General features: G+C 60.4%; 16 protein-coding genes. 9 read left to right on the plus strand and 7 right to left on the minus strand.

Features of this window, described 5'->3' with window-relative positions:
• The first annotated feature begins 101 nt into the window (after nt 1–101).
• From htpG to ACJ8HH_RS01155, 7 genes are all read left to right on the plus strand, one after another.
• A complete protein-coding gene (gene htpG / locus ACJ8HH_RS01125; RefSeq protein ID WP_033637352.1) occupies nt 102–1,967 on the plus strand; it encodes a molecular chaperone HtpG in 1,866 nt (621 codons plus the stop codon).
• A 202-nt stretch (nt 1,968–2,169) separates the two neighbouring features.
• Nucleotides 2,170–2,814: an adenylate kinase gene (gene adk / locus ACJ8HH_RS01130; protein ID WP_004940261.1), complete on the plus strand. Its 645-nt coding sequence runs from the start codon at nt 2,170–2,172 to the stop codon at nt 2,812–2,814.
• Nucleotides 2,815–2,979: 165 nt separating this feature from the next.
• Entirely contained in the window at nt 2,980–4,113 is a 1,134-nt protein-coding gene (locus tag ACJ8HH_RS01135) for a sugar diacid recognition domain-containing protein (RefSeq protein WP_039566980.1), read from the plus strand.
• A gap of 119 nt (nt 4,114–4,232) precedes the next feature.
• Nucleotides 4,233–5,498, plus strand: coding sequence for a GntP family permease (locus tag ACJ8HH_RS01140; protein WP_015376868.1), 1,266 nt, complete (start codon nt 4,233–4,235; stop codon nt 5,496–5,498).
• 9 nt (nt 5,499–5,507) lie between these two features.
• Complete coding sequence (locus tag ACJ8HH_RS01145) at nt 5,508–6,671, plus strand: glycerate kinase (protein ID WP_048321319.1); 1,164 nt, start codon at nt 5,508–5,510, stop codon at nt 6,669–6,671.
• A 119-nt stretch (nt 6,672–6,790) separates the two neighbouring features.
• Nucleotides 6,791–7,753: a ferrochelatase gene (hemH, locus tag ACJ8HH_RS01150; protein WP_033637355.1), complete on the plus strand. Its 963-nt coding sequence runs from the start codon at nt 6,791–6,793 to the stop codon at nt 7,751–7,753.
• Nucleotides 7,754–7,843: 90 nt separating this feature from the next.
• Nucleotides 7,844–9,148, plus strand: a complete 1,305-nt coding sequence (locus ACJ8HH_RS01155; protein ID WP_033647265.1) for an inosine/guanosine kinase — start codon at nt 7,844–7,846, stop codon at nt 9,146–9,148.
• 56 nt (nt 9,149–9,204) lie between these two features.
• On the opposite strand, the gene ybaL is transcribed toward ACJ8HH_RS01155, so the two are convergent.
• Together ybaL and ACJ8HH_RS01165 are read right to left on the minus strand one after the other, a co-directional pair.
• The gene (gene ybaL, locus ACJ8HH_RS01160; protein WP_033637356.1) at nt 9,205–10,896 is read right to left on the minus strand and encodes a YbaL family putative K(+) efflux transporter; all 1,692 of its coding nucleotides are present in this window, start codon (nt 10,894–10,896) and stop codon (nt 9,205–9,207) included.
• Between the two features lie 245 nt (nt 10,897–11,141).
• Nucleotides 11,142–12,362 (minus strand): MFS transporter, encoded by a 1,221-nt coding sequence (locus tag ACJ8HH_RS01165; RefSeq protein WP_060451905.1) that lies wholly within the window; start codon nt 12,360–12,362, stop codon nt 11,142–11,144.
• Between the two features lie 178 nt (nt 12,363–12,540).
• Between ACJ8HH_RS01165 and ushA the strand changes: the two genes are divergently transcribed.
• Nucleotides 12,541–14,193: a bifunctional UDP-sugar hydrolase/5'-nucleotidase UshA gene (gene ushA / locus ACJ8HH_RS01170; RefSeq protein WP_060451904.1), complete on the plus strand. Its 1,653-nt coding sequence runs from the start codon at nt 12,541–12,543 to the stop codon at nt 14,191–14,193.
• Between the two features lie 109 nt (nt 14,194–14,302).
• Here ushA and ACJ8HH_RS01175 read toward each other — a convergent pair whose 3' ends face one another.
• Nucleotides 14,303–15,070: an AraC family transcriptional regulator gene (locus ACJ8HH_RS01175; protein WP_060451903.1), complete on the minus strand. Its 768-nt coding sequence runs from the start codon at nt 15,068–15,070 to the stop codon at nt 14,303–14,305.
• 100 nt (nt 15,071–15,170) lie between these two features.
• Between ACJ8HH_RS01175 and ACJ8HH_RS01180 the strand changes: the two genes are divergently transcribed.
• Nucleotides 15,171–16,334, plus strand: a complete 1,164-nt coding sequence (locus tag ACJ8HH_RS01180; protein WP_060429638.1) for a multidrug effflux MFS transporter — start codon at nt 15,171–15,173, stop codon at nt 16,332–16,334.
• Between the two features lie 3 nt (nt 16,335–16,337).
• On the opposite strand, the gene ACJ8HH_RS01185 is transcribed toward ACJ8HH_RS01180, so the two are convergent.
• From ACJ8HH_RS01185 to ACJ8HH_RS01200, 4 genes are read right to left on the minus strand one after another with little or no spacing between them, the layout of a single operon-like run.
• Nucleotides 16,338–17,135 carry a thioesterase II family protein gene (locus tag ACJ8HH_RS01185; protein ID WP_130042481.1) on the minus strand — a complete coding sequence of 266 codons (798 nt, stop codon included), beginning with the start codon at nt 17,133–17,135 and terminating at the stop codon, nt 16,338–16,340.
• 36 nt (nt 17,136–17,171) lie between these two features.
• A complete protein-coding gene (locus ACJ8HH_RS01190) occupies nt 17,172–17,909 on the minus strand; it encodes a tryptophan 2,3-dioxygenase family protein (RefSeq protein ID WP_033647260.1) in 738 nt (245 codons plus the stop codon).
• Complete coding sequence (locus tag ACJ8HH_RS01195) at nt 17,906–18,718, minus strand: cyclase family protein (RefSeq protein WP_060426606.1); 813 nt, start codon at nt 18,716–18,718, stop codon at nt 17,906–17,908. The genes ACJ8HH_RS01190 and ACJ8HH_RS01195 overlap by 4 nt, the downstream gene beginning before the upstream one ends.
• Nucleotides 18,705–24,413 carry an amino acid adenylation domain-containing protein gene (locus tag ACJ8HH_RS01200; RefSeq protein ID WP_442520209.1) on the minus strand — a complete coding sequence of 1,903 codons (5,709 nt, stop codon included), beginning with the start codon at nt 24,411–24,413 and terminating at the stop codon, nt 18,705–18,707. The genes ACJ8HH_RS01195 and ACJ8HH_RS01200 overlap by 14 nt, the downstream gene beginning before the upstream one ends.
• Between the last annotated feature and the right edge of the window lie 41 nt (nt 24,414–24,454).

The following is a 24,454-nucleotide window of genomic DNA, read 5'->3' on the forward strand; positions in this document are numbered from 1 at the left end:
AAAAATCTCCCGCCGTCCGCTTGAAAAACAAGACCCTGACCCTCATCTGATCCTCATTGTTCGATTTTGGTAGCCATTGTCTTTTGAGGTAATCAATGAGTATGAAAGGTCAAGAAACCCGCGGGTTCCAGTCTGAAGTAAAACAGCTGCTTCATTTGATGATCCATTCGCTGTACTCCAACAAAGAAATTTTCCTGCGCGAGCTGATTTCCAACGCCTCTGACGCCGCCGACAAGCTGCGCTTCCGCGCCCTGTCCGCGCCAGAGCTGTACGCCGGCGACGGCGAGCTGCGCGTACGCTTGTCCTTCGATAAAGAGCAGCGCACCCTGACCATCGCCGACAACGGCATCGGCATGCGCCGCGAAGAAGTGATCGAAAACCTCGGCACCATCGCCAAGTCCGGCACCAAAGCGTTCCTGGAATCCATCGGCTCCGATCAGGCGAAAGACAGCCAGCTGATCGGCCAGTTCGGCGTCGGTTTCTACTCGGCGTTCATCGTGGCGGACAAAGTGACCGTGCGCACCCGCGCCGCCGGCGCCGCCGATGACGAAGGCGTGTTCTGGGAGTCTGCCGGCGAAGGCGACTACACCATCGCCGACATCACCAAAGAGACGCGCGGCACCGAAATCACCCTGCATCTGCGCGAAGGCGAAGATGAGTACCTCGACGCCTGGCGCCTGCGCTCGGTGATCGGCAAATATTCCGATCACATCGCCCTGCCGGTGGAGATCGAAAGCAAAAACGAAGAAGACGACACCGTCACCTGGGAGAAGATCAACAAGGCGCAGGCCCTGTGGACCCGCAGCAAGGCTGACGTGACCGACGAAGAGTACAAAGAATTCTACAAGCACATCGCCCACGACTTCACCGATCCGCTGAGCTGGAGCCACAACCGGGTAGAAGGCAAGCAGGAGTACACCAGCCTGCTGTATATCCCGGCGCAGGCGCCGTGGGACATGTGGAACCGCGATCACAAGCATGGTCTGAAGCTGTACGTGCAGCGCGTGTTCATCATGGACGACGCCGAGCAGTTCATGCCGAACTACCTGCGCTTCGTGCGCGGCCTGATCGACTCCAACGATCTGCCGCTGAACGTGTCGCGCGAGATCCTGCAAGACAGCCGCGTGACGCAAAACCTGCGCGGCGCGCTGACCAAGCGCGTGCTGCAGATGCTGGATAAGCTGGCCAAAGATGACGCCGAAGGCTACCAGAAATTCTGGCAGCAGTTCGGTCTGGTGCTGAAAGAGGGCCCGGCGGAAGACCACGGCAACCAGGAAGCGATCGCCAAGCTGCTGCGCTTTGCCTCCACTCACGGCGACAGCTCGGCGCAGACCGTGTCGCTGGAAGAGTACGTCGGCCGCATGGCGGAAGGGCAGGAGAAGATTTACTACATCACCGCCGACAGCTACGCCGCCGCCAAGAGCAGCCCGCACCTGGAGCTGTTCCGCAAGAAAGGCATCGAAGTGCTGTTGCTGTCCGATCGCATCGACGAGTGGATGATGAGCTATCTGACCGAATTCGACGGCAAGCCGTTCCAGTCGGTTAGCAAAGCGGATGAAACGCTGGATAAACTGGCGGATGAAACCGAAGAGCAGAAGGCCGCCGAGAAGCAGCTGGAGCCGTTCATCGAACGCGTGAAAACCCTGCTGGGCGAGCGGGTGAAGGATGTGCGCCTGACGCACCGCCTGACCGATACGCCGGCGATCGTGGTGACCGACGCCGACGAAATGAGCACCCAGATGGCCAAGCTGTTCGCCGCCGCCGGCCAGCAGGCGCCGGAAGTGAAGTACATTTTCGAGCTTAATCCGGAGCATGCTCTGGTCAAACGCGCATCCGATGTGGGCGATAACGAACATTTCGCCGAATGGATCGACCTGTTATTGGATCAGGCGCTGCTGGCTGAACGCGGCACGCTGGAAGATCCGAACCTGTTCATCCGTCGCATGAACAAGTTGCTGTCCGCCTGAAACTGAAAATATGCGCCCTTAACGGCACCGTTAGGGGCGCATTGCCGATTTTTCCCCGCTTTTTCTCGCCTTTTGCTTGCCCGCTTTTTTGCACATTCCGCAATCGATTTCCTTCGCGCGCCTTGAGCCTGCCCCCCCTGAAATGGTATCGTTGAGCGTTTTCGCAATTTTATAAAAACTACATAGCAAGGGGATTTACGCAATGCGTATCATTCTGCTGGGCGCTCCGGGCGCTGGTAAAGGTACTCAGGCTCAATTCATCATGGAGAAATACGGCATTCCGCAAATCTCCACCGGTGATATGTTGCGCGCAGCCGTGAAGGCCGGCAGTGAACTGGGCAAGCAGGCGAAAGAGATCATGGACGCCGGCAAGCTGGTGACCGATGAGCTGGTGATCGCGCTGGTCAAAGAGCGCATCGCTCAGGAAGATTGCCGCAAGGGCTTCCTGCTGGACGGTTTCCCACGCACCATTCCGCAGGCTGACGCAATGAAAGAAGCCGGCATCAACGTGGACTTCGTGCTGGAGTTCGACGTGCCGGACGAGCTGATCGTTGACCGCATCGTTGGCCGCCGTGTGCACGCGCCGTCCGGCCGCGTATACCACGTGAAGTTCAACCCGCCGCAGGTGGAAGGTAAAGACGACGTGACCGGCGAAGAGCTGACCACGCGCAAGGACGATCAGGAAGAGACCGTGCGCAAGCGCCTGGTGGAATATCATCAGATGACCGCGCCGCTGATCTCTTACTACAGCAAAGAAGCGGCGGCGGGCAACACCCAATACCGCAAAATCGACGGCACCCGCAAGGTGGCCGAAGTGAGCGCAGAGCTGGCGACCATCCTCGGTTGATCGCAAGCACGTTGTGCATGACGCCGGGCCTGTGGCCCGGCGTTTTTTTTTGCCGTTTTCCCGCCAAATTGTGATCGCGGCGGCTTGTTGCGGACGTGCCCGTTAATCGCCCGCGCCAAATAGCGTATAACAAGCCTGCGTTTTCACCCTCAGCAGGGAGCGGGCATGCTCAGACAAACCAATCTTCTGGCGGAAGCCACCGCGCGCCAGATCGTCCAGCGGGCGATGGGCATCATCAGCCATTCCGTCAACGTGATGGACAGCAACGGCGTGATCATCGCCTCCGGCAACCCGCAGCGCCTGTTCCAGCGCCATGAAGGCGCCGTGCTGGCGCTGGCGGAAAATCGGGTGGTGGAAATCGACCGCGCCACCGCCGAACATCTGAAGGGCGTGCGGCCCGGCATCAACCTGCCGTTCAGCTTTCGCAACCAGCGGGTGGGGGTGATCGGCATCTCCGGCGAACCGGCCGAGGTGCGCGCCTACGCCGAGCTGGTGAAGATGGCGGCGGAGATGATGGTGGAGCAGGCGGCGCTGCTGGATCAGCACCAGTGGGAAAAACGCTACCGGGAAGAGCTGGCGAACCAGCTGCTGCAGCCCCAGCCGAACACCGCGTCGCTGGCGGCGATGGCGGCGTATTTGGGGTTGGATCTGCGCCAGGCGCGCATCGTGTGGATCGTCGAGCTGCAAGAGGCGCAGCCGCACCTGCTGCGCGAGCTGCTGGCGGAGCTGGAGGCCACCCAGCGCGACGCGTTGATCGCCATTACCGGCTTCAATGAAATGACCCTGCTGCGCCCGGCCTGCATGGTGCAGGGCGAATGGAGCCTGAAGCTGGAGCGCCAACAGGCCCAGCGTTTGCAAAACCAACTCAAACACCGCTTCCGGGTGCGGCTGATCGTCGGCGGTTTTTATGACGATCCGCAAAGCGCCTACCGTTCCAGCCTGACGGCGCGCGCCACTCAGGCGATGGCGCAGCGCCTGAAACTGCGTCACGCCACGCTGTTCTACCACGACTACCCGCTGCCGTCGCTGTTGTGCGATCTGGGGGAGGATTGGCGCGCGCAGGAGCTGGGTCGCCCCTGGCGGACGCTGGGCGAACAGGACGAAAAAGGCGTGCTGCGCGGCACGCTGCGCCACTATTTTTCGCAGAATTGTGATCAGACGCAGACCGCCGCACAGCTGCATATCCACGTCAATACCCTGCGCTATCGCCTGCAGCGTATCGAAGCGATAACTGGCATGAAAATCAACCAATTAACCGACGCTCTGCGGTTATATATCGGCATGCTGATGCACGACTGAGTTGTGCCAACCCACAAATTCCACGCCGTTCCCCCGGCGATTTTTTGTTGTTTCCCCTCAGGCCAACGCCGGGCGCGCGGGATATGTTGGCCTGCACATCAACCACGGAGAAAACAACAATGACAACCGTATCCACTCTGGGGGCGCTGGTGGCGTTAGCCGTCGCCATCGTCCTGATTCTACGCAAGGTGCCGCCGGCTTACGGCATGATCGCCGGCGCGCTGGCTGGCGGGCTGTGCGGCGGCGCCGATCTGGTGCAGACCGTAACGCTGATGATCGGCGGGGCGCAGGGCATCACCAACGCCGTGATGCGCATCCTGGCGGCGGGGGTGCTGGCCGGGGTGCTGATCGAATCCGGCGCGGCGCACACCATCGCCGAAACCATCGTGCGCAAGGTGGGCGAAACCCGCGCGCTGCTGGCGCTGGCGGTGGCTACACTGATCCTGACGGCGGTAGGGGTGTTTATCGACGTGGCGGTGATCACCGTCGCGCCGATCGCGCTGTCGATAGCCCAAAAGGCCGGCATTTCGCGCGCGGCGATCCTGCTGGCGATGATCGGCGGCGGCAAGGCCGGCAACGTGATGTCGCCCAACCCGAACACCATCGCGGCGGCGGACAATTTCCACGTGCCGCTCACCTCGGTGATGATGGCCGGCATCGTGCCGGGGCTGTGCGGCCTTGTGGTGGCCTATCTGCTAGCGCGTCGCCTGAGCGATAAAGGCAGCAAAGTGATGGCCGAAGAGCTGACTCAGCATGCCGAAGGGGCGCGGCCGGGCTTCGCTGCGGCGATCAGCGCGCCGCTGGTGGCGATCCTGCTGCTGTCGCTGCGGCCGATCGCCGGCATCGCCGTCGATCCGCTGATCGCGCTGCCGGCCGGCGGCTTGGCGGGCGCGCTGCTGATGGGGCGCATCCGCCAGTGCAATCAGTTTATGGTCTCCGGCCTGTCGCGCATGGCGCCGGTGGCAATCATGCTGCTCGGCACCGGCACGCTGGCGGGCATTATCGCCAACTCGGCGCTGAAGGATGTCTTGATTAACGGCTTAACGCATACCGGGCTGCCGGCCTGGCTGCTGGCGCCGCTGTCCGGCGCGCTGATGTCGATGGCGACCGCGTCGACCACCGCCGGCACCGCCGTGGCTTCCGGGGTGTTCAGCTCCACGCTGCTCGAGCTGGGCGTGAGCGGGCTGGCCGGCGCTGCGATGATCCATGCGGGCGCCACGGTGCTGGATCACCTGCCGCACGGCAGCTTCTTCCACGCCACCGGCGGCAGCGTCAATATGGCGGTACACGAGCGGCTGAAGCTGCTGCCGTACGAAACGCTGGTGGGGTTCACCATTGCGGCAATCTCGGCGCTGATGTTTGGCGTATTTAACCTGGCGGGATAAGGAACAGTGATGAAAACGCTGAAAAAAGTGGTTATTGCCCCGGATTCTTTCAAAGAGAGCCTGAGCGCGCTCGGCGTCGCCGACGCCATCGAGCGGGGGTTCCGCCAAATTTACCCGCAGGCGCACTACGTGAAGCTGCCGATGGCGGACGGCGGCGAAGGCACGGTGGAGTCGATGGTGGCGGCCACCGGCGGTGAAATCGTCCAGGTGACGGTCACCGGGCCGCTGGGGGAGCCGGTGCAGGGGTTCTATGGCCTGCTGGGCGACGGCGAAACCGCGGTGATTGAAATGGCCGCCGCCTCAGGGCTGCACCTGGCGCCGCCCGGCCGGCGCGATCCGCGAATCACCACCAGTTACGGCACCGGCGAACTGATGCTGGCGGCGCTGGAACGCGGCGTGAAGGCGGTCATTCTCGGCATCGGCGGCAGCGCCACCAACGACGGCGGTGCCGGGATGATGCAGGCGCTGGGCGTGAAGTTGCTGGATAAGGCACGCCGGCCGCTGCCGGCGGGCGGAGCGGCGCTGGCGCAGCTGGCGCATCTCGATCTCGCCGGGCTGGATGCGCGTTGGCAACGGGTGAGCGTGACCGCCGCCTGCGACGTCGATAACCCGCTGTGCGGCGAAAAGGGCGCCTCGGCGGTGTTCGGGCCGCAGAAGGGAGCGACGCCGGAGATGGTGGCGCAGCTCGATGCCGCGCTGTATCACTATGGCGAGCTGCTGGAACGGGAAACCGGCCGCGCGGTGCTCACCCAGCCAGGGGCGGGCGCGGCGGGCGGCATGGGGGCGGCGCTGCTCGGCATGCTCAACGCGCGCTTGCGGCCGGGCATCGAGATCGTCACCGAAACCCTGCGCCTGGATGAGGCGGTGCGCGATGCCGATCTGGTGATCACCGGGGAAGGCCGGCTGGACAGCCAGTCGATCCACGGCAAAACGCCGATCGGCGTGGCGCGGGTGGCCAAGCGCTACGGCGTGCCGGTGATCGCCATCGCCGGCAGCCTGACGCCGGATTACCAGGTGGTGCATCAACACGGCATCGACGCGGCGTTTTCGGTGCTCGATGGCATCGTGACGCTGGAAGAAGCGCTGGCGGGCGCCGATCGCAATCTGCAGGTGACGGCGCGCAACGTGGCGGCGGTGTGGCGACTGGCGCAAGGGGGAGGCCCACAGGCATAGCCTGTTGCTGTTATCGGTTTCGATGCACGACTTTTCCGTTACAATAGCCGGCATTAATGGCTGCTGACATCCCGACCCAGAACGGAATGCCGGCCGGAAAGGAAATGAGGGGAACTGAGATGAAGCAAGAGAAACACGGCGTATTGCTGGTGAACCTGGGCACGCCAGATGCGCCGACCTCGTCGGCGGTCAAACGCTATCTGAAGGAATTCCTCAGTGACGATCGCGTGGTCGACACGGCGCCGCTGATCTGGTGGCCGATCCTCAACGGCGCGATCTTGCCGATCCGTTCGCCGCGCGTGGCGAAGCTCTATCAGTCGGTGTGGATGGAAGAAGGCTCACCGCTGCTGGTGTACAGCCGCCGCCAACAGCGGGCGCTGGCGGCGCGCATGCCGAATACGCCGGTGGAGCTGGGCATGAGCTACGGCTCGCCGAGCCTGGCGGAAGCCATCGACAAGCTGCTGGCGCAGGGCGTGACCAACCTGGTGGTGCTGCCGCTCTATCCGCAATATTCCTGTTCCACCAGCGCGGCGGTATGGGATGGCGTAGCGCGGGTGCTGAAAGGCTATCGCCGCTTGCCTTCTGTGGCCTTCATCCGCGATTACGCCGAACACCCGGCCTACATCGCCGCGCTGCAGCAAAGCGTGGAGCGCTCGTTCGCCGAGCATGGCCAGCCGGATCGGTTGGTGCTGTCGTTCCACGGCATCCCCAAACGCTATGCGCGCCTGGGCGACGACTACCCGCAGCGCTGCGAGGATACGCTGCGAGCGCTGAGCGCCACGCTGCCGCTGGCGCCGGAGCGAGTGATGATGACGTACCAATCGCGCTTCGGCCGCGAGCCGTGGCTGACGCCGTACACCGATGAGACCCTGAAGGGGCTGCCGGCGCAGGGCGTGAAGCACATTCAGCTGATTTGCCCGGGTTTCTCGGCGGACTGCCTGGAAACGCTGGAAGAGATCAAGGAGCAGAACCGCGAGATCTTCCTCGAGGCCGGCGGCGAGAAGTTTGAGTATATCTCTGCGTTGAACGACGAGCCGGCGCATATCGATATGATGCAGCAGTTGGTGGCGCAGCGCCTCTAATCATCAATAATCTGTATATTAGAATCATCGTGATCGGGCGGGAATGTGTTAACATTCTCCGCTTGTTAAACCGCCACCACCGCCAATCACATGAAATTTCCTGGTAAACGCAAGTCCAAACACTATTTCCCGGTGAGCGCCCGCGATCCGCTTCTGCAGCAGGCCCAGCCCGAAAGTGAAATCAGCACCTCGTATATCGTCGGCATCGACCAGACGCTGGTGGATATCGAGGCGAAGGTGGACGACGCTTTTGTCCAGCGCTACGGCCTGAGCCTGGGCCACTCTCTGGTGATCGAAGACGACGTCGCCGAGGCGCTGTATCAGGAACTGAATGAAAACAACCTGGTTACCCATCAGTTCGCCGGCGGCACCATCGGCAATACCATGCACAACTATTCGGTGCTGGCGGACGATCGCTCGGTGCTGCTCGGCGTGATGTGCAGCAACGTGAAAATCGGCAGCTACGCCTACCGTTACCTGTGCAATACCTCCAGCCGTACCGATCTCAACTATCTGCAGGGCGTAGACGGCGCCATCGGCCGCTGTTTCACGCTGATTGGCGAAAGCGGCGAGCGTACCTTCGCCATCAACCCGGGCCAAATGAACCAGCTGCGCCCGGAAAGCATTCCTGAAGAGGTGATCGCCGGCGCGTCGGCGCTGGTGCTGAGCTCTTATCTGGTGCGCTGCAAGGAAGGGGAGCCGATGAAGGCCGCCACCCTGCAGGCGATCGAATACGCCAAAAAGCACGACGTACCGGTGGTGTTGACGCTGGGCACCAAGTACGTGATCGCCGACAACCCGCAGTGGTGGCGCGACTTCCTGAAGGAAAACGTGACGATTCTGGCGATGAACGAAGACGAAGCGCTGGAGCTGACCGGGCTGAGCGATCCGCTGACCGCCTCGGACATGGCGCTGGAGTGGGTGGATCTGGTGCTGTGCACCGCCGGGCCGAACGGCCTATATATGGCGGGCTACACCGAAGAGGCCAACAAGCGCCAGACCCAGCACCCGCTGCTGCCGGGGCATATCGCCGAGTTCAACCGCTACGAATTCAGCCGCGCCATGCGCCGCGAACACTGTGAAAATCCGCTGCGCGTTTATTCGCACATCGCGCCGTATATGGGCGGGCCGGAGAAGATCATGAACACCAACGGCGCCGGCGACGGCGCGCTGTCGGCGTTGCTGCACGATATCGCCGCCAACGGCTATCACCGCCACAACGTGCCGAACTCCAGCAAGCACGTGCGCAGCTACCTGACTTACTCCTCCCTGGCGCAGGTGTGCAAATACGCCAACCGCGTCAGCTACCAGGTGTTGAACCAGCATTCGCCGCGCCTCACTCGCGGCCTGCCGGAGCGGGAAGACAGCCTGGAAGAGTCTTACTGGGAGCGTTAACCCGCTGAAAAAGAAAAGGTCCGGCATGCCGGACCTTTTTTTGCGCGCGTGGCGCTTCAGATAGGGCAGCCGCCCATTTTTTCTTCTTCGCTCAGGGTGTCCAGCTGCAGGATGTTCAGCATGCTGTTGGCGATCTCCCGTTCGCCCATCACTACCTGGTTGGCGCCGCGATCGGTGATGTAGGCCACCTCGTCGTCGTAGTGGGCGCGGGCGATGATCTCGATATTCGGCCGCTTGGCGCGCGCCGAGGCGACGATCTCGCCGGCCTCATAGCCGTTGGGGATGGTCAGCAGCAGCCAGCGCGCGCAGTCGAGCCGCGCCAGATCCATCACTTCCGGATTGGCGGCATTGCCCAGCACCGTCTTGATGCCCTGTTCGCGCAGCGCTTCCACCCGCGGGCGGGAGTTCTCGATCACCACCAGCGGGATGCCCGCTTCGGCCAGTTTGCCGCCCAGCAGGCTGCCGACGCGGCCATAGCCGACCACCAGCGCGTGATTGCACATATCCACCGGGATTTGCTTCTCTTCTTCCACCGCCTCTTCGAGGATTTGGTCTTCGATGGTTTCGGTCTTGGCCAGATAGCGTTCCAGCAGGGTGAACAACAGCGGATTGAGCATGATGGACAGAATGGCGCCGGCCAGCACCAGATTGCGGCCGTGTTCCGACATCATGCCGAGCGCAATGCCGAGGCCCGCCAGAATAAAGGCGAACTCGCCGATTTGCGCCAGGCTGGCGGAAATGGTCAGCGCGGTGCGCTTGGAGTGACCGAACATTTTCACCAGCAGGAACGCGGCGGCGGATTTGCCGAACACGATGATCGCCAGCGTCGCCAGCACCGCCAGCGGTTCGTTAATCACGATCATCGGATCGAACAGCATGCCGACCGAGACGAAGAACAGCACTGCGAATGCGTCGCGCAGCGGCAGGGTGTCGTGCGCCGCACGGTGGCTCAGTTCGGACTCGTTCAGCACCATGCCGGCGAAGAAAGCGCCCAGCGCGAAGGAGACGTCGAACAGCTTCACCGCGCCGTAGGCGATGCCGAGCGCCAGCGCCAATACCGCCAGGGTGAACAGCTCGCGCGAGCCGGTGCTGGCGGTTTTGGACAGGATCCACGGCACCAGGCGGCGGCCGACCACGATCATCAGCGCGATAAAGGCGATGACCTTACCGATGGTCAGTGCCAGCTCCATCAGCAGCTGGCTGCTGCTGGCGTTGTCGTTGCCCAGCATGTTGCCGAAGGCCGGCAGCAATACCAGCGTCAGCACCATCGCCAAATCTTCGACGATCAGCCAGCCGATGGCGATTTGCCCGCGCTGGCTGTCGATCAGCTGCCGCTCCTCCAGCGCGCGCAGCAGCACCACGGTGCTGGCGGTGGAGAGGCACAGGCCGAACACCAGGCCGGAGATCAGATCCCAGCCGAGCAGCTTGGACAGCCCCATGCCGAGCAGGGTGGCGACGGCTATTTGCGCTACGGCGCCGGGAATGGCGATAGATTTTACTGCGAGGAGGTCTTTCAAAGAGAAGTGCAGGCCAACACCGAACATCAACAGGATAACGCCGATTTCCGCCAGTTCCGGCGCCAATGAGGTATCGGCGACGAAACCGGGGGTGAACGGGCCGGCGAGCACGCCTGCGGCCAGATACCCCACCAGAGGGGAGATGCGCAGGCGGTTCGCCAGCATGCCGAGGAGGAAGGCGAGTACTAACCCTCCGACGATGGTGGTAATGAGCGGTGTTGAATTATGCATCCATACTCCTTCTGGCTATGCATCGCGGCACGGGAGAAACGCAACAAAGTTACGAAAAGATACATTTAGTTTATTGCATTTGTGCGCGGCTTGCTTGGCTAATTTGGCCTTTTTTGTAAAAAGGCAGAGGATTTCACTTAAGGCGCGGCAATGAGGGGGTTTTGTGCCAGATAGGGAAAATAACATTGATTTATCCGTAAGATAACCCGGAAGAATAAGTAATTTCATCCGGGCTAGTCGCGGGGTTATTGCGGTTTATGCTCCATATTGGGCAGTAGTGCGGTGATAATACCGATCAGCGGCAGGAAAGCACAGATTTGGTAGACCAGTTCGATACTGGTCAAATCCGCGACATAACCAAGAACTGCCGCGCCTAATCCGCCCATACCGAAAGCAAAACCGAAGAATAAGCCGGAAACCATGCCCACCTTGCCGGGGATCAGCTCCTGGGCGTAGACCAAAATGGCGGAGAACGCCGAGGCGAGAATAACCCCGATAATCACCGTTAAAATGCCGGTCCAATAGAGCGATGCATAAGGTAAAACAAGGGTAAACGGCGCAGCGCCGAGAATAGAGCCCCAAATAACGTATTTTCGCCCTATCTTGTCGCCGAGAGGCCCGCCGATAATGGTGCCTGCCGCCACCGCGAACAGGAAGGCGAACAGGTGAATTTGCGCATTCTGCACCGAAACGCCGAATTTATGTATCAGATAAAAGGTGTAATAGCTGCTGATGCTGGCCAGATAGAAATATTTAGAGAAAATCAGCACCAGCAGGATGCCCAGCGAGTAGACTACGGTACGTTTTGGCAGCGGTTTCAGCGTTGATGGGCTTTTCGGCTGCCCTTTAGTTGTCCGGTGCTGATGTTGATACCACTTGCTGACCTGCAGCAACACCACGATCGCCAGCAGCGCCGCCAGCGTGAACCAGGCGACGTTACCCTTGCCGTAAGGCGCGATGATCAGCGCAGCCAGCAGCGGGCCTAGCGAGCTGCCGAAGTTGCCGCCGACCTGGAACAGCGACTGCGCCAGGCCGTGCCGCCCGCCGGAGGCCATGCGCGCCACGCGCGAGGATTCCGGGTGGAACACCGATGAGCCGGTGCCCACCAGCGCCGCCGCCAGCAGCACCAGCGGGAAGGTGCTCGCCACCGACAGCAGCAGCAGGCCGGACAGGGTAAAGCCCATGCCGATCGGCAGCGAATAAGGCTGCGGGTGTTTATCGGTGTAATAACCAATCAGCGGCTGCAGCAGCGAGGCCGTCAGCTGATAGGTCAGGGTGATCATACCGATCTGCACGAAGCTGAGGTGAAAATCGGCTTGCAGGATCGGGTAAATCGCCAGGATCAGCGATTGGATCATATCGTTGAGCAGGTGAGACACGCTGATGGCGCCGAGGATGGAGAAGGCGGTGCCTTTCACCGCACTGCCCTTGGCGGGCGGCATCGCGCTTTGGCTACTGTCGGTCATATTATTATTAGCCTGATAAGTTGTTGAGCACAGAGAAGACATCTTAGGCAGGGTGCGCAATTTTTACCATATCTGAAATAATCAGACTCACATCGCAAAAATTTGAAATCAGCTGTCATTGATTCGCGCTACAATTTCGCCCTCATCATAAAAGCCATTTAATACACGGAGATCCGCCATGCGTTTTTCGCTGAAAACCACCGCATGTGCGTTGGCCGTTTCCCTGACGTTGCTGTCGGGGGCCGCCAGTGCCTGGGAAAAGGATAAGACCTACGCCATCACCATTCTGCATACCAACGACCATCACGGTCACTTCTGGCAGAACGATCATGGCGAATATGGCCTGGGCGCGCAGAAAACGTTGGTGGACGGCATTCGTCAGGAAGTGGCGGCGCAGGGCGGCAGCCTGCTGTTGCTGTCCGGCGGCGATATCAACACCGGCGTGCCGGAATCGGATTTGCAGGACGCCGAGCCGGACTTCCGCGGCATGAACCTGGTGGGTTACGACGCGATGGCGATCGGCAACCACGAATTCGACAACCCGCTGAGCGTGCTGCGGCAGCAGGAAAAATGGGCGACCTTCCCGCTGCTGTCCGCCAATATCTATCAGAAAAGCACCGGCCAGCGCCTGTTCAAGCCTTACGCCTTGTTCGACAAGCAGGGCATCAAGATTGCCGTGATCGGCCTGACGACCGACGACACCGCCAAGATAGGCAACCCGGAGTACTTCACCGACATGGAGTTCCGCGTGCCGGCGCAGGAGGCGAAGCAGGTGGTGGAGCAACTGCGTAAGGACGAGAAGCCGGACGTGATTATCGCCGCCACCCATATGGGGCACTACGACAACGGCGAACACGGCTCGAACGCGCCGGGCGACGTGGAAATGGCGCGCAGCCTGCCGGCCGGGTATCTCGACATGATTGTCGGCGGCCACTCGCAGGATCCGGTGTGCATGGCCGGCGACAACCGCAAACAGGCAGATTACGTGCCGGGCACGCCGTGCTCGCCGGATCGCCAGAACGGCACCTGGATCGTGCAGGCGCACGAGTGGGGCAAATACGTGGGTCGCGCCGACTTCGAATTCCGCAACGGCGAGCTGAAACTGGTGCATTATCAGCTGATCCCGGTAAACCTGAAGAAGAAGGTGGAGAAGGCGGACGGCACCAGCGAGCGGGTGTTCTACACCAAGCAGATCGCGGAAGACCCGACCATGATGAAACTGCTGACGCCGTTCCAGGAGAAGGGCAAGGCGCAGTTGGGCGTGAAGATCGGCAGCGTTAACGGCAAGCTGGAGGGCGATCGCAGCAAGGTGCGCTTCGTGCAGACCAACCTGGCGCGGGTGATGCTGGCGGCGCAGAGGGAGCGCGCCGATGCCGACTTCGCGGTGATGAGCGGCGGCGGGGTGCGCGATTCGATTGAAAGCGGCGATATCACCTATAAGAACGTGCTTAAGGTACAGCCGTTCGGCAACACCCTGGTGCATGTCGATATGAAAGGCAGCGAGGTTGAGCAGTACCTGGCGGTGGTGGCCAACATGAAGCCGGATTCCGGCGCCTACGCCCAGTTCGCCAACGTCAGCCTGGTGGCGGACGGCAAGGGCGTCAGCGAGGTGAAGATCAACGGCCAGCCGCTGCAGGCGGATAAAACCTACCGCATGGCGACGCTGAACTTCAACGCGCTGGGCGGCGACGGCTATCCGAAGCTGGACGGGCTGCCGAGCTACGTCAACACCGGCTTTATCGACGCCGAGGTGTTGAAGCAGTACATCGAGAAACATTCACCGCTGGATGCGGCGGCCTACGAGCCGAAGGGCGAGATCGTCTATCGATAAGGGCGTAGCGGAACGGCGTTTCTCGCTTGTCGCGGGGGCGCCGTTCCCGCCGTCGCTTTTTTCCTCCCCATCAACGCATTCTGTCGGCGTTGCCGTTTTAGACGGCCTCTTACTTTCTTCTCTCCATATACGCCCTCGGCGGGCAGCCCACCATATTCTTGAAAAAAGTGGCGAAGGCGCTGTCGCTGGAAAACGCCAGCCGACCGGCGACGTCGGATTGGCTCAGCCCTGCGGCCAGCATCTCTATTGCTTTGATCAGGCGCCATTGCTGACGCCACTGTTGATAACTGAGGCCGGTTTCACGGCGGAAAATCCGGCTGATGGTTTTCTCGGAAGCGCCGCTGTAGCGCGATAGCTCGTGCAGCGGCGGAAGCATGTCCAGATTGGCCAGATGGCGCAGGCGCCGGTCGCTGGGCAGCGGCAGCAACGTCAGTTCGCGCGGCGCGGCGGCGAACTCGTCCAGGCAGACCGCCAGAATATTGGCGTGAGGCCCATGCTGCCAGTCGGTGTCGAATGCGGCGAACGCGATGCGTTCCAACACCTCGCGCAGCAGCGGCGAGGCTGTCAGTACGGCAAGCTGCGCAGGCAGACAGGCATAGCGATCGGCGTCGAGATAAAGCGAACGGTAACCGACTACGCCGTTGACCTGAACGCGGTGAGCCACTTGCGGCGGGATCCAGGCAACTCTGCCCGGCGGCAGCATACAGATGCTTTGGTTGAGCGTGATACGCATGCTGCCTTGCTGACAGAACAGCAACTGGCCCCTGTCATGCCAATGCGTGCCAGAGTCGTGCTGCGCCAGTTCGGCGGCGATCCCGAGCACGCCGTTGTCGAGCGTATCCGGATTAAAACTGTCCTGCGCCTGAAGCCACGCCATAGTATGTCCGATTTTGTAAATTTATTGTCTTTTATATTGTAATCGGCGCCGGGGAGCAGATGCTACCTTGTGCAGCTTATTCTTGGCTACAGGATCTGTTATGCAACGTAAGCTGACTCTGACATTGGCGACGTCGATGATGATGTTTCCCCAGGTGGTGGAGACCATCTACAGCCCGGCATTGACGCACATTGCGCACGGTTTCCGGGTAAGTGCGGAAATGGCGGCGCAAACGCTCTCTTGCTACTTTTTCGCCTTTGCGCTGGGCGTGGTGGTTTGGGGGCGGATGTGCGACGTTATCGGACGCCGTCCCACCATTTTGGCCGGGCTGACGCTCTATCTGCTGGCTTCTATCGTCGCACTGTTCAGCGGCAGCTTCAGCGTGCTGCTGGCGGCGCGGGTGCTGGCCGCCTTTGGCGCGGCGGTCGGTTCGGTCGGGACGCAAACGGCGATTCGCGATCGCTTCGACGGTTATGAGTTGGCGCGGGTGTTCTCGGTGATGGGGATCGCCATGGCGATCAGCCCGGCGGTTGGCGTATTGAGCGGCGCAGTGTTGACTCATTACTGGGGCTATCAGGGGGTGTTTAGCGGTTTGGCGCTGCTGGCGGCGCTGTTGCTGGGCTATGCCGGTTGGCAACTGCCGGAGACGCGTCCGCAACAGGTGGTGAAGCATTCATTTTTCGGCACGCTGGGGCGGATGATCAAGGACGGGGATATTTGGCTCAGTGCGCTGCTGGTGGCGTTGTTCAATATTTGCATGTTCAGCTATTACCAGCTGGCGCCATTCCACTTCTCGGCGTTGGAACTGCCGGCGCAGTGGTTCGGTTATACCGGTTTGGTGTTGGCGGCCGGGGTCGGTATCGGCGCGGCGATCAACAAGTTTTTGATCGGCAAACACTGGCTGTTCCCCGCGTTGCTGATGCTGGCCTGCGTTTTGTCACTGGCCGGCGGCCTGCTGGTACTGCTGCTGGAAGGGAGCTTGTGGTTCGTTCTGCCGATGATGCTGGTGGTGATGGCGTACGGCATCGCCATTCCCAATATTCTGGCGCGCGCGCTGCGGCATTATAAAGACTGCATGGGCACCGCCGGCGCGATCCTTGGCCTGATGTATTACCTGATGCTCGGCGGTGGCTTGGTGCTGGCCGGGCTGTCGCAGCACCTGGGCGCCGTACTGTCGCTCTGCAGCCTGTGCGTGCTGCTGTTGGCGTGGCGGGTGGTGCACAACGAGCGCCGTTTGGCGTTGCCTGAGAGTGAAAACGCCTGAGTGTTACCGGCTGGCCGGTTCGCTCAGGCGGCCAGCCAGCAACTGGTGAACGCCGGCTATCACCGCCTCGCGCTGCGTGGTGATATACATATGTCCGCCGGCAAAAGTGCGCTGCTGAAAATCGCCTTGCGCGATCCGGCGCCAGTCGAGCAAATCCTGCCGATCGATCAACTCGTCGTTTTCACCATAGAACATCGCCAGCGGGGCGTGGTAACCCGGTTGCGCAGGGAAAAGCAATTGGCTGGACAGCAACAGATCGGCACGGATCAACGGCAGATAGTAATCGACCAGCGCGCTGTCGCCGATGAGAGACTCATCCAGGCCCTCGCCGGCACAAAGCGCGTTCAACAAAGCGGCACGCGGCATCCTCAGCAACTGGCTGTGGCGCGCCAGAAAGGGCGATGAACTGGCGGAAATGATCAACTGCAGCGGCGGTTGGGGCAGCGCCATCGCTAACGCCAGCGCAACCCGCCCGCCAAGACTGTGGCCGAAAAAAATCAGCGGTTTATCCTGCAGTGGCTGCAGTGCCGGTATCAGTTGATTGATGAGCGATTGGGGTTGGCAGAGCGGCGCTTCGTGCGCCCGCTCCTCTCGACCGGGGTATTGCACGGCATAGAGTTCGATGTCCTGATGCAACGCGGGGCTCCATCGCTGAAAGGCAGTGGCTCCGGCGCCGGCGTGGGGAAAAGCGATCAGCCGCAGGCTGCCCTGGCGTCCCGGCGTCAGCGGTTTCAGGCCGAGGGGGGCGTTGGGGAAGTGGGTGCAATGCATGGCGAAAATCCGTATTTTCAGGGGGGCCAAGGAAGCCTGAGCTTCCTTGGCGTTAAGGGAATGCACTCAGTTGATGGCGTTCCACAATTCATCGAAGATCGGCGTGAACAGCGTAGATTTAAGATAGTCCGAACCCGATGAACCGCCGGTACCTTTCCGCTGCCCGATCGTACGCTCCACCAGTTTCACATGGCGGTAACGCCACTCTTGCAGCAGTGAATCCAAATCAAGCAGTTGGTTGAGCAGCAGCGACTCGCAGCCTGAACGCGTCAGCGATTGCCTGATGATGTCGTCGAAGCCTTGCGCCGCCTGATTGGGCTGGTCATTGAGACGCATCAGGTGGCCGCGTATCGCCTGCCATAGGGAAACCGGTTGGATGATAGCCGCCAATCGGCGCTGTGCCTCTTCATCACCTTGATACTGTTGTAGTTTCTTTGGGTTTTCCTTGCCGAGCAGCGCTTCTATGCCGGCAAACTGGTAGGATTGGAAACCGCTGGCGGTGCCGAGATAGCTGCGAAAACGCTGGAATTCATGAAACTTCAGCGTGCAAATCACGGCGATCTGATTCACCACGGTTTGGGTAATGGCATTGACGCGCGTCATCGTTTCGATCGCCGCCGGTATATCTCCTTCTTCGATCAGCGCGATCGCCAGATGAAGCTCATCGATCAACTGCTTGAACCAGAGCTCGTAGGTTTGATGAGTGATGATAAACAAGTTTTCATTGCGGTGTTCCGCAGACGGCGAGGCTGGCTGTTGCAGTGACAGCAGCTGGTTTAGCTGCAGATAGCTGGCGTAATTCATGATGTCACTTTCCCTGTAGAAAACGAAAATAGGACGGGCCGACTGGGAAGGGCATCCCCGCTCAGATCCGGCAGTTGAATGGTCAGAAAATAGTGTCCCGCCGCGGCGTGCGCGGGAACCTGAATCAGCTCGGTCACGGAGGCGTATTTGCGCCCGGAGTGCGGCCTGTCGGGGGCATCAAGCCCCCAAAAATGGCGATGGTTGTCCATGCGTCCGCCGTCGTATAGCCGGTCGATCGACGGAATATCCACCAACAGATGCTGGACGCCGAGTTCGACGATGCGCGCCAGAGCTTGATGGCTGAAGTAGGGCGCACAGGCTGCGGCGCGGAAATCGCTCGGCGTCTCGACCGCTATCACCAAAGCCTGCAGGTAGTCGCCCGACAACGGCGCCAGCGCGTCATCGAGCGCCGCCCGGGTAATCAGCCAATCTTCAGAGGCAGCGCTGGCGTTATAGCTCTCCGTGGTCCCGTCCGCGCGTTGCGGCCTGACGCGAATCAGGGTGGCGGCGATGAACGGTTCAAGCGGCAAATCCGCCACGTTGTGCGTTTCAGGAAGAATATGGCCGATGCATTCGGTGTGCGTGCCGTGGCAGTGTGGCACCAGGCTGATACGCTCGGCGTTGCAGACCCCGCCATGACGCACGCTGGCGACGGTATCGCCGTAACTCAGCGGCGCCGAATCGGCGGGGGCCACGCCATAAAGGTTGATCGGGTTATCGGCGAAGTCCAGCCTGGCCGAGAGCCGCAGCGGCTCTCGGTAGTCAAGGTGATGACAACGTCCATGGTGGTACACCTCAATGCGTTTCATCGGCGACCCCGGCAGTTTTGCTCAAGGCCAGCGCGGTGAGTTCGCGGATCTGGCTGTGCATGATGAATTCGCGGATAGTCAGCGAGACGCCCATCTGTTGACGAATGGCGTGCAGCAGTTGCGGGATCTGCAGTGAATTTCCACCCAGGCTGAAGAAACTGTCGCAGACGCTGATCTGCGTCTGCGACAAGACTTGTTGCCAGATATGCTGCATGGCGCTTTCCGCCTCGTTGGCCGCAGGCGTGTAGTCCGCTTCGGAAGCCGAGTAGTGGGTTTCCGGCGCCGGTAGCCGACGAATGTCGATTTTATTGTTGTTGGTGAGCGGGAAGGCCGACAGCACCACAAAACCGGACGGGATCATGATATTCGGCAAGCGAGCTTTCAGCGCCGTGCGCACCGCTTTTTCATTCAGCTCCTCTCCCGGCGTTAACTGCAGGTAGCTGACGATGCGGGCCTGCTGGCCTTCACCGACAATTAAGCTGAGCGACCGCTCGATATTGTCGAGAGAGGATAAACTGAGATCGATTTCGCTCAATTCGATGCGGTGGCCGCGAATTTTGACCTGGTGATCGTTCCGGCCGAGGTATTCCAGCTGCCCCTGACGATTAAACCGCACAATGTCGCCGGTGCGGTACATATAGCGCTCGGTGCCGAACGCCTGGCGCCGTAGAAAGACCTTATCGCTCAGCGTCGGGTTGCGCCAATACCCCGGTGATACCCCTGCGCCGCCCAGCCATAGCTCACCAAATGCGCCGCTTGGCATCGGGTTGCCGGCCTGATCCATGACCAGAACGTCAGTTGACTGTATCGGCGTGCCGATACAGTCGCTCGCGCCTTCGTGAGTCAGATCGGCGCAGGTCGACCAGATGGTGGTTTCCGTCGGGCCATACACCTGCAGCACCCGTGTCGCGATGCGTCGCAATTGCGTCAACAAGGCCGCCGGCATCTTCTCGCCGCCGCACAGCACGGTCAGGGGGCGCTGACCCGCCGCCGGCAGATGGTGGACGATGGTGCTCCAGACGGTAGGTGTCGCTTGAATCACGCTGGGCTGCTGTCGCTCGATAAAGTGATACAACTTGACCGGATCCATGGCGGTTTCGCGTGGACACAGCGTGACGTGCGCGCCGCCGGCCAGCGAGCAGAACAGTTCCAACCCAAAAATATCGAAACTGATGCTGGTCAGGCTGAGCACCTTATCGCTCGCGCTCAGCGCCAGCCGCCCGACGAAGTCGTGGGTGAAATTGTTCAGGTTGCCGTGGGTGATCATCACGCCTTTGGGGTTACCGGTTGAGCCTGAGGTGTACATGATGTAGGCCAGCGTATCGTCGGCTGGGATCGGCAATGTGTCGGCCGCTGCAGGTTGAGAAACCAGCGAGTCGAAACCGACGGCGGGACTGGCCCAACGTTGCTCTGGCTCACCATCGGTCACCAGCAACCGGGCTTGCGCGTTCTCGATCATGTAGCTCACGCGGTCGGCCGGGTAGTGTACGTCAATCGGCACGTAGTGTTTGCCGGCTCTCAGCACGCCGAGCAGGAGTACGGCGACGTGGCAACTTTTCTCCATCATGACGCCGACCGAAAAAGGCTTGCTGTCGATGCGCTGCAATGCATGCGCGATGCGCTCAGACTGCGCCCACAGCTGACGGTAGCTGTACTGTTGCCGTTCGCAGCTGACGGCGAGGCTGTCAGGCTGGGTTTGTGCCAAGCGAGCAATTTGCACCAGCAGCGAGTCACCTGAACCAGCGTCCGAGCTGACGGCCAACTGTTGCAGCCAATGTTGCTCCCGTTCGCATAGCGGGTTGAGGGCTCGCTGCGCCGTGTTGGCCGGCAGGGTGAGCAGTTGCCGCAGCGTTTGCTGATAGTTGTCCAACAGCATCTGCATGCTGGCGGGATAAAACAGTTCGCTGGCGTAATCGAGTTCGATGGCGACGGCGTCCTGTTCCACACTAAAGTTCCAGGTCATATCGAACATCGAGAAGCCGGACGAAAGCGGCAAGCGATGCAGCGTGCAATCGTGCAGGTTTTGTTGGCATACGTCGCCGGCGTTCTGCAGGATCGCCATGATTTGGAATAACGGATTTTTGTTCGACATCCGCTCGTATTCGATCTGGTGCAAGATCCGGTCGAACGAGAGCTGCTGATGCTGATAGGCGCCGATGCAGGTTTCCATCATGTTACCGATCAGCTCGGCCAGGGTGTCCTGTTCGCTCAGTTGGATACGCAGCGGTACGGTATTGACATGGAAGCCGCTGACCTGCGCCTGATCCAGGTTGTCCCGCGCTGCGATGGCGGTGCCGATGACGATATCCTGCTGCTGGGTATAACGGCTGAGCAGTAAACTTAATGCCGCGCAGAGCAAGGCGAAAGGCGTGGCGCCCAGCGCTTTGCCCCGTGACGCCAGCAGACCGGCCACGTCAGGCTGCAGCTGATAATGGATGCGTTCTCCGGCGTGCGTCGGCATTAGCGGGCGTGGTTTATCCAGCGGGAAGTCCAGTTCGCGGCAGCCTTGCAGTTGCTGTTGCCAGTAAGCGACATCCGCCGGCGCAGGTGGCGCGATGCCGCTGTTGACGATGTCTATGGTTTGGATCTGCGGTTGCGGCGCGTCAAACCCATTGTGATCGTCGAGCTCGTTATAGCGCTGCCACAGATCGTTAAGGATCAGCTGTTCGCTCCAGGCGTCGGTAATTATGTTGTGTTTTACCCAAATCAAAACATGGTGCTGCTGATGATACTGTACCAGCCGAAGCGTCAGAGGCGGCCGAGCGGTGATGTCGAAAGGCGTGGCACACAGTTGGCGCACCCACTTTTCTGCCGACAGCGTTTGGCCTTCCACCCAGTGGTCGGCAAGGCGAATCGGGGTATGCGGTTCTGCCAACTGATAGGCGACACCGTCGGTTTCGGCGAAGCGAGTGCGCAGGCTTTCATGTTTTTCATAGATAAAATTGATCGCCTGTTCAAAGCGCGCCAGATCGAGCGAGCCCTGGATGTCTATCGCCAGCGGCAGGTTGTAACTGCAGTCGTCAGGATTCAATGCGCTCAGGTACCAGAGCAGGTTCTGCTGAGGGCTAAGCGGCGCGCGGCGTTCGTCGCAGATAGCGATGGCGCGCTCCGCGGCAACGGCCTTATTCTCGATATATTCGGCCAGTTTGCGTACCGTATTATGGCGGAACAGATCGGCGATGCTCAGGTGGCAGCAAAGATCGCGTGCGACGAGCGCGACGATTTTGCTCATGGTCAGCGAGTGTGCGCCCAGGTTGATGAACTCCTGTGTGACGTCGGCTTGCGGACAGCCGATGGCGTTGGCCACGATGCGCTCGAGAATGGCCTCAGTTTCTGTTTCCGGCGGCGTCAGGCGTTCATTTCGTTCATCCAGCGGCCAGTTTTCCAACTGTTGACGGGCGATCTTGCCATTGATGGTCAGCGGCAGCGCCGGCAAGAAAATAAAGACGCTGGGGATCGCGGCGGGGTGGAGCTGTGTGACCAACGCGTGACGCAGCGCGTCGATCGTCAGCTCAGGCGAAGCGGGTTGTACGAAGGCGGCGAGAATTTTGCCCGAGGGCTGGCTGCGAGCCACCACGCAGGCGCTGTCAACCAGGGGGTGACTGCGGACGGCGCTTTCCACTTCACCCATTTCGATGCGTACACCGCGTATCTTCACCTGGAGATCACGGCGGCCGACGAAAATAATGTTGCCCTGTTCGTCCCATTTGGTGATGTCGCCGGTTTGATAAAGGCGCTCTTCGGCCGCCATATACGGTAGCCGACAGGTAATGAACTTCTCTGCGCTCAGCGCCTCTTGATGCAGGTAACCGTGCGCCAGGCCGCTGCCGGCGATGCACAGTTCGCCCTCAAAACCGACCGGCAGTGGATTATGGTGGGGATCAAGGATGTGACAACGGTAGTTTTTCAGCGGTTTGCCAATGCAGTTCCAGGGAACGCCTGGACGATACTCGCACAGCGAAGTGGCAATGGAAGCCTCGGTCGGCCCGTAACCGTTGCACAATCGGGTGCGCTCGGCCCACCAGGTGACGACGTCCGCTGGCGGTGCGTCTCCCATGACGATCATCGTCCGCAGTCCCGGCCACATCTCGCGGGGCAACAATTCCAGAATTGCCGGTGTAATAGTGATATGGCCGATATCGTGTCGAGTCAGATAATCGTGCAGCGCGCCGACATCGGTATGCAGTTCCGAGGGTGCCAGATAAAGCGTCGCACCGCTGACCAACGCGCCATAGACGTCCCAGCCGAAGGCGTCGAAACCCAGCGAGGCGATGGCCAGCACGCGGCTGCCTTGCGCCAGGCCAATGAAATCGCGGTGGTTTTGCGCCACGTTGCTCAGGCCCTCACGCCCTATCATGACGCCTTTGGGCTTGCCGGTCGTCCCGGAGGTATAGCAGACGTAGGCCAGTGCGTCTCGCGATTGAGGGAGTTGCTCCGCATGAATGTTCAGCGAACGGTAGTCAATGCTTGATGGCGCAATGCACGGCGCGTCGCCGGAGTGCAACGGCGAGTCGGCCAAAATCAGCGCAGGCTGCACGTCGTCAAGAATGCTTTGATTGCGCGCCGCTGGCGCCTGCGGATCGAGCAGTACATAGGTTTTATTGCTTTTCAGTATCCCTAACAGCACGATCAGCAGCGTCGCTGACTTGTCCATCGAGACGGCGACGACCGAGCTGGCGGCCCCGCTGTGTTCAAGCAGCCAACAGGCAAACTGATCCGAGGCGCGATCGATCTCGCCATAGCTGTATATCTGGCCATCGGCATGCAGCGCGGCCTGTTGCGGATGAGCGGCGGCGGCGTGGCGGAACAAAGCGATGACGTCGTGTGCCAGCAGCTTGGCATCGTCGGTTGCGTTGAATTGGCTCAGGCGATGTAACGTTTGAGGTTGAGTAACAATGGGCGCGGCGACGGGATCGGCCGGATCTGCCAATAGCGCGTCAAGATAGTCGGTGAACGCGTTGAAACGCATGTCGTCGCCATACAGGGTAAGCTGAGTGCCGTCACCGCAAGCCGCTACGTCGACCATCGCTCGTGGCTGGGCATAGCGCCCCTGTTTGAGCGCGCCGGTTTCATTAAAGAAGAAATGTTGCAGCTGTGCGGGGGACGTGATGTCCGCCACCGGCAGCGTATGGAAGTCGGCGCCGGGTTGCCAGGTGAGATGGCAGAGATCGCTGCCGCAACGCCCCTGCATCTGATCGCCAAGGCGTTCCATCAGCAATGCGGTCAACTCGCGCATGCGCGTCGGTGATTCGGCATAGTATTTACGCGCCAAACGGTAGGGAGTGTCTTGTGCGTGCGGTAAGCCGCCACGCGAAAGCTCGACCACAATGTCGACAAGCTTTTCCTGCAGCAGGGGAAGTTGGGCGCCTGCGGCCATATCGGACAGCGCGTCGCACAGATAAGCGGTTTGGCCGGCGGAGCTAAAGTACAGAGAAAAGTGTTCTTGGTTTTGCAGGGTATCAATGTCGCTAATATTTTTTTTATTGGTTACGATCGTCAGCAGATTTTTTCCCTGCTGTTGCAGGCGTCGTATTGTTTCAGCGTTATTTTCAGTGGTGATAATAAGATCGAATTTTTCGATTGGACGGCGTTCGAGACTAATAAAACTAACCTGATGGCCGTATTCCTGTATTTCGTCTGTTAATAATTTACCGCAGGCACTGTCGCCGAAATAGCCAATATGAAGTAATTCCATTTTTGCTTCCTGAGAATAATGATTTCCCTTGCGGAATATCA

The organism is Serratia sp. CY32780, from assembly GCF_052169135.1.
GTDB lineage: Bacteria > Pseudomonadota > Gammaproteobacteria > Enterobacterales > Enterobacteriaceae > Serratia > Serratia sarumanii.

What these genes read in the sequence shown, in the direction of transcription:
- htpG (WP_033637352.1), top strand. Translation starts at nt 102, where the DNA reads ATGAAAGGTCAAGAAACCCGCGGGTTCCAGTCTGAAGTAAAACAGCTG.
- adk (WP_004940261.1), top strand. Translation starts at nt 2,170, where the DNA reads ATGCGTATCATTCTGCTGGGCGCTCCGGGCGCTGGTAAAGGTACTCAG.
- ACJ8HH_RS01135 (WP_039566980.1), top strand. Translation starts at nt 2,980, where the DNA reads ATGCTCAGACAAACCAATCTTCTGGCGGAAGCCACCGCGCGCCAGATC.
- ACJ8HH_RS01140 (WP_015376868.1), top strand. Translation starts at nt 4,233, where the DNA reads ATGACAACCGTATCCACTCTGGGGGCGCTGGTGGCGTTAGCCGTCGCC.
- ACJ8HH_RS01145 (WP_048321319.1), top strand. Translation starts at nt 5,508, where the DNA reads ATGAAAACGCTGAAAAAAGTGGTTATTGCCCCGGATTCTTTCAAAGAG.
- hemH (WP_033637355.1), top strand. Translation starts at nt 6,791, where the DNA reads ATGAAGCAAGAGAAACACGGCGTATTGCTGGTGAACCTGGGCACGCCA.
- ACJ8HH_RS01155 (WP_033647265.1), top strand. Translation starts at nt 7,844, where the DNA reads ATGAAATTTCCTGGTAAACGCAAGTCCAAACACTATTTCCCGGTGAGC.
- ybaL (WP_033637356.1), bottom strand. Translation starts at nt 10,896, where the DNA reads ATGCATAATTCAACACCGCTCATTACCACCATCGTCGGAGGGTTAGTA.
- ACJ8HH_RS01165 (WP_060451905.1), bottom strand. Translation starts at nt 12,362, where the DNA reads ATGACCGACAGTAGCCAAAGCGCGATGCCGCCCGCCAAGGGCAGTGCG.
- ushA (WP_060451904.1), top strand. Translation starts at nt 12,541, where the DNA reads ATGCGTTTTTCGCTGAAAACCACCGCATGTGCGTTGGCCGTTTCCCTG.
- ACJ8HH_RS01175 (WP_060451903.1), bottom strand. Translation starts at nt 15,070, where the DNA reads ATGGCGTGGCTTCAGGCGCAGGACAGTTTTAATCCGGATACGCTCGAC.
- ACJ8HH_RS01180 (WP_060429638.1), top strand. Translation starts at nt 15,171, where the DNA reads ATGCAACGTAAGCTGACTCTGACATTGGCGACGTCGATGATGATGTTT.
- ACJ8HH_RS01190 (WP_033647260.1), bottom strand. Translation starts at nt 17,909, where the DNA reads ATGAATTACGCCAGCTATCTGCAGCTAAACCAGCTGCTGTCACTGCAA.
- ACJ8HH_RS01195 (WP_060426606.1), bottom strand. Translation starts at nt 18,718, where the DNA reads ATGAAACGCATTGAGGTGTACCACCATGGACGTTGTCATCACCTTGAC.
- ACJ8HH_RS01200 (WP_442520209.1), bottom strand. Translation starts at nt 24,413, where the DNA reads ATGGAATTACTTCATATTGGCTATTTCGGCGACAGTGCCTGCGGTAAA.